The 4,470-nt window shown below is 37.2% G+C and carries 9 protein-coding genes; 2 read left to right on the top strand and 7 right to left on the bottom strand.

Features of this window, described 5'->3' with window-relative positions; all coding sequences use genetic code 11:
- Window positions 1–100: 100 nt before the first annotated feature.
- Together AC0QT1_RS08285 and AC0QT1_RS08280 are read left to right on the top strand one after the other, a co-directional pair.
- The gene (locus AC0QT1_RS08285; RefSeq protein WP_473202094.1) at window positions 101–415 is read left to right on the top strand and encodes a type II toxin-antitoxin system RelE/ParE family toxin; all 315 of its coding nucleotides are present in this window, start codon (window positions 101–103) and stop codon (window positions 413–415) included.
- Window positions 416–431: 16 nt separating this feature from the next.
- Window positions 432–728: a HigA family addiction module antitoxin gene (locus AC0QT1_RS08280; RefSeq protein WP_241438746.1), complete on the top strand. Its 297-nt coding sequence runs from the start codon at window positions 432–434 to the stop codon at window positions 726–728.
- A gap of 42 nt (window positions 729–770) precedes the next feature.
- Here AC0QT1_RS08280 and AC0QT1_RS08275 read toward each other — a convergent pair whose 3' ends face one another.
- The 7 genes from AC0QT1_RS08275 to AC0QT1_RS08245 all read right to left on the bottom strand — a co-directional run bounded on the left by AC0QT1_RS08275 (window position 771) and on the right by AC0QT1_RS08245 (window position 4,469).
- Window positions 771–1,013: a hypothetical protein gene (locus AC0QT1_RS08275; protein WP_473202093.1), complete on the bottom strand. Its 243-nt coding sequence runs from the start codon at window positions 1,011–1,013 to the stop codon at window positions 771–773.
- Between the two features lie 32 nt (window positions 1,014–1,045).
- Window positions 1,046–1,771, bottom strand: coding sequence for a phage antirepressor KilAC domain-containing protein (locus AC0QT1_RS08270; protein WP_473201250.1), 726 nt, complete (start codon window positions 1,769–1,771; stop codon window positions 1,046–1,048).
- A gap of 321 nt (window positions 1,772–2,092) precedes the next feature.
- Window positions 2,093–2,677, bottom strand: a complete 585-nt coding sequence (locus AC0QT1_RS08265) for a hypothetical protein (RefSeq protein WP_473202092.1) — start codon at window positions 2,675–2,677, stop codon at window positions 2,093–2,095.
- Window positions 2,678–2,680: 3 nt separating this feature from the next.
- Window positions 2,681–2,992 carry a hypothetical protein gene (locus AC0QT1_RS08260; protein WP_473201252.1) on the bottom strand — a complete coding sequence of 104 codons (312 nt, stop codon included), beginning with the start codon at window positions 2,990–2,992 and terminating at the stop codon, window positions 2,681–2,683.
- Window positions 2,993–3,312: 320 nt separating this feature from the next.
- Entirely contained in the window at window positions 3,313–3,708 is a 396-nt protein-coding gene (locus AC0QT1_RS08255) for a type II toxin-antitoxin system HicB family antitoxin (protein WP_473201253.1), read from the bottom strand.
- Window positions 3,705–3,905: a type II toxin-antitoxin system HicA family toxin gene (locus AC0QT1_RS08250; protein WP_473202091.1), complete on the bottom strand. Its 201-nt coding sequence runs from the start codon at window positions 3,903–3,905 to the stop codon at window positions 3,705–3,707. The genes AC0QT1_RS08255 and AC0QT1_RS08250 overlap by 4 nt, the downstream gene beginning before the upstream one ends.
- 69 nt (window positions 3,906–3,974) lie before the next feature.
- Window positions 3,975–4,469, bottom strand: a complete 495-nt coding sequence (locus AC0QT1_RS08245) for a hypothetical protein (RefSeq protein WP_473201254.1) — start codon at window positions 4,467–4,469, stop codon at window positions 3,975–3,977.
- Between the last annotated feature and the right edge of the window lies 1 nt (window position 4,470).

Raw genomic sequence — 4,470 nt, 5'->3', positions numbered from 1 at the left:
TTTTATCAACGCAACAAAACTCTCTCTTATCGTCTCTCTCGGATGCATAAAAGCTCCTGTTATTTAAAATTTATTCTTTCTTTGCGGATGGTATCATGTTATGATACGTAAAAGAATGAATAAAGGTGATTTGGTGATTGAATCTTTTGCGGATAAGCGATGTAAAGATCTTTTAGAAGGGAACCCGCCCAAAGGTTTTCCTACAACTCTAGTGCGTATCGCCCAAAGAAAATTGTTTATGCTTGATAAAGCAGTTGATCTCAAAGATTTGCGTAGTCCTCCGGGAAATCGCCTAGAAGCATTGAAAGGAGAGCGTAAAGGTCAATATTCTATTCGCATTAATGACCAGTTTCGTATTTGTTTTGAATGGTGTTCCAATTGCGCCTATGAAGTTGAAATCGTAGATTATCATTGATTTGCAGGAGGTCGAGATGAGAAATTATAGTGCTATACATCCCGGAGAAATTTTACGAGAAGAATATTTAAAAGAATATGCTCTTTCTGCTTATGCCCTTGCAAAAGCATTGAATGTTCCACGCACGAGGATAGAACGTATTATTGCTGAAAAAAGTCCAGTGACTCCTGATACAGCACTCAGATTAGCCTATTTTTTTGATACAACAGCTGAATTTTGGCTTAACATGCAAGCTGCTTATGACGTTAGTATATTACAAACTGAAAAAGCAGATGAATTTTCCAAAATCAATAAATTTGAATGTAGAGTTTAATAACCTCCCCATTTTTGATAACGGGGAGGGATATGTTTTTACTTAAGCAACCTTTTTAATGGGGTTTTTCCAATTCGGCTGGTAAGCTTTTAAAAAAGGATCTATAGCTGCGGGAAACTCTGAAGCTCCAAAGTCTGTAAGAACTGCTAGAATCTTTGTAATATTTGGTACGTCATCTTTAAGTTTTAAAATCAAAGCTTTTTCTACTATGTCCATAACCTCAACTAAATTATTACAATCTTTATCTCCAAGTCCTGGATGATTAGAAAATTGAGATAGCGCCATCTACAAATCACATAAGAAATCAATACTGGTATTCATTGCACACCCCCATGGATTTGTTCTCTCAAGCAAGCTAATCCTCTAGATGTGATTTTCGTTGAAGGGAGCACTTTTTCTGTACCATCGGGTCTTTGAATAGTAATAGCAGGGCAATCCATGAGACCTTTCTTGATCTTATCCTGATAGGGTAACAAAGGACCACCTGGAGCCCGTCGATAGACCCAATCATGTTTACGCAAATAATCGGTTAGATCTTTTGGTCGTACCTCTAACATCTTTGCAGATTCAATCAAACCAAACAGACCATCAGAGCGTTTTAAACCATCAAGCGCCTTTGCCTTGGGTTCTAACTCAGCAATCACATGGTCTTTCTGCTCGATTTGACTTTGCAAGTGATTCAAGAAACCAATCATTGCTTGAGGACTTGAGTAGTCAATCTGAGATGTTGCCACTTGTGCTTCCAGTGCTTGCCAACGATCTATGATTTTAGCTCGTAAAGCAGTGCTGTAACCTGAGACGAGAATAAGGCATTCGCGTTTGGGGAGATGGTAGCAAGGTTGTACCTTACCTTGTTTATTCAAATAGGACCCCCAAAATTTGGGGAGTCCCCCTTTAAGGTATAGTTCACTTAACATTTTACTAATATCGCGTCTTACATGATCGTGTCTTTTTTCACATAACTCAGCGATTTCACAGCTAGACATAGTTTGAGTGGTAGCACTATTAACAGTGCTTTGATTAGTTTCCATAAGAGTGTTCATGTGAACTCCTTGGTAATAAAGTTTTTGATTCAACACTCTAAGTAAGAGTGCTGGGTGCTCAAAAACACGGTACCAAGTCCGTCGTTACGCTTTCCCCATGAGGGTATTGTATAGCATAACCACACCCGACAATGCATTATATGCGTGTAACATACAATGAGTCAAAGCCTTTACATGTGCGGAAAACTGATTATTTCGGTAATCAACCTGCTAGATGTTTTAAGGTGTTTTCAGGCACCTGATTCGACAATGGATATATTGGTGCCATCTTGTCAAGAAAGAAAAACATAGTATTGCATGTATAGGCATAGCTTAAGAACATTATTTCTTTTTCTTGTTAGCAGCATATTCTTGGCGTTCAAGTTGTCTCTGTATATTTTTGATTAATCTCTCATTGGCATATTGTGCAATAGTATTTGCAATTTCTGGCTTGGACATTACCCCAGCAATTGAGGGATCTTCTTGTTTTGCAATGGGGAATTGATCAGCATCGGCTCTTTGAAACACATTGTTCCCCATTTTTAATTCAACACGCTTTGGAAATTTTCCTCCTCGAATAAAAGCATGGGGTAAGATTTCTTGCTTGCCAAACATTGTATAAGCCACACCGTGTTTTGTTTCTCTTACTTTTTTAAAAAATTTAAGAGGTATCGGTGTTCCAGAGCCAATGATATCTGTCTCGAGAAGCTGTGTTGTAGCCTTTCCTTTAATATAAACGCCTCGCTTGATACGCTTTGATTGGGCTGATGTAAGATCAGAAATTTCCTTTTCAGCAAAGCGTTCCACTTGTTTTGCTGCGGTATTTACAGCATTACGCAAAGCCCAATTAAGGCGTGGTGCTTGAAGATTTGTAAAGGTATCCTTTACTTGCTGAAGATACCATTTTTGGCGGATAATTAATTTCAACTTCTAAGCCTTTTTGGGGGCAGATGTTGCTGGCTTAGAAACTTTAGATGTTTTGGTTTGTTTGGATATGGTTTCCTCTACCACTGCTTTAGTTGATGTTTGACCATTTTCATTTTCTTCTTTTTCAATTGTCTTATCAGGCTTTGCATTTGTTTTGCTTTCAACAAAAGGTTTTGCAGCATTGGCACGCTTGAGACGAGCATAGAGTTGATTGGAAACCTCAACGAAAGGAATATTTTGTGTAGAAGGTTCAAAACGAACGGTGCTTTTATTGTCGCCAACGACACACATTGGTTTAGTGATGACAGCTTTCATTATTGCTCCTTTTATGGAATGATTTAATGACATCATGCGTCAAATATTGCTTTTTACGATTTGAGAAAATGGACAAGCCAGAATTGCCGAGAAAACCGGGATTTTAGCCATGTTTCAGGTATATATTTTACTAAATTTTTGGGGAATATTTTTGAATTTAGACGCAATACAACTAGTGCAGTATTGTCATTAAATACGATTTTTTACACGATGTCAACAGAAAAAATCATAATCTAGTATTTTTTTACTTTTTTTGATCAAAATCTGGTGTTTTTAGAAACAAAATGGCATATGTTGACGCACTCAAAAAGCAAGAAACTCTAAATATTAAGCTCGTGACGCGCTGCTGTTGCCAAAAAAGCAGATCTTGTTAAGCCTCTTTCTTGTGCACAATCATCAATGGCACGTAAAAGTCCTCGTTCAATAGATATATTCGTACGTACTACTTCAGCATCATTTTCAATAAAGGGGACTTGTATTAAAAAAGCTCCTTCTGCCAAAGCTGTTTTGATAGATTGTCGTTGTATGACTTCTTCAAATTTTAAGGGCATAGGCACTGTATCGATATCTTCACAATAAAGTTGAAGAGCTTCAGTTGCATTTGTGATGAGATTTTTTTCTTCATCGGCAGCAGAAAAAAGCCCTTCAAAGTCAGGAAACTGAACACCAAAAGCAGAATCTTTATCTTTATGAACAAGAGCAAAAAATCTTTTCATTCTTCTTCTCCTTTTTTTAACCAGCTTGCTTGTTGTGCAATAGAACGTGCTGTACCAATTGGAAGATTTTTTTTAGGATGTGGGACAATAACAACCTTACCATCTTTTTTTAATTTATGATGAGAACCTCTCACTTTCATAAGTTCAAAACCATCACGTTTTAATTTTGCAATGATTTTTCGGCTATCTTGTTCCATTATCTAAACTCATCATGTGTAAATATATACACATTTTAATTGATCTCTTATCTGATGTCAATTCTTTGTTTAATGGTTGAAGTGTTTGTGAAGCGCATCAAGCACACTATGCAGTGAATTCACAAGGTGCGGTAGCATTTGGTCTTCTATAATAAGATATTGTATTGCTGCATAAAGATTATACTGTCGATTTAAAGCCTGTGTTTCTCTTACCACTTCTTGCATGCTTAAAAACTGTTCGATTGCAAATTCAACCCATTTCTCTCTTGCTCTATCATCAGAAGTTGTAGGCATTTCATCATAAACAGCATTAGGTAACGCTTTTGCACAGAGGTAATTGTTTTTCACTTCAAGATATTTTTGTGCAGCCTCATACTGATCTTGAGTAAGTTGACCTTGTAAATAAAGCCGCCCGATATAGGTACCAGCAAGCGGATTTTTGGCATCTTGTAGTGTCAAACCAAAGCGTTTAGCACGCATTTCTATAGCCAGTTTATCAATAGGTTCACGTGGTGTTTTGGCTCTTGAGATGCGTCCATTTGGTTCTCTTACACATCCCTTAATC

The organism is Bartonella sp. P12B (assembly GCF_055796185.1).
Note: the sequence above shows the minus strand (reverse complement) of the source record. Positions and strands in the feature narration are given on the sequence as shown.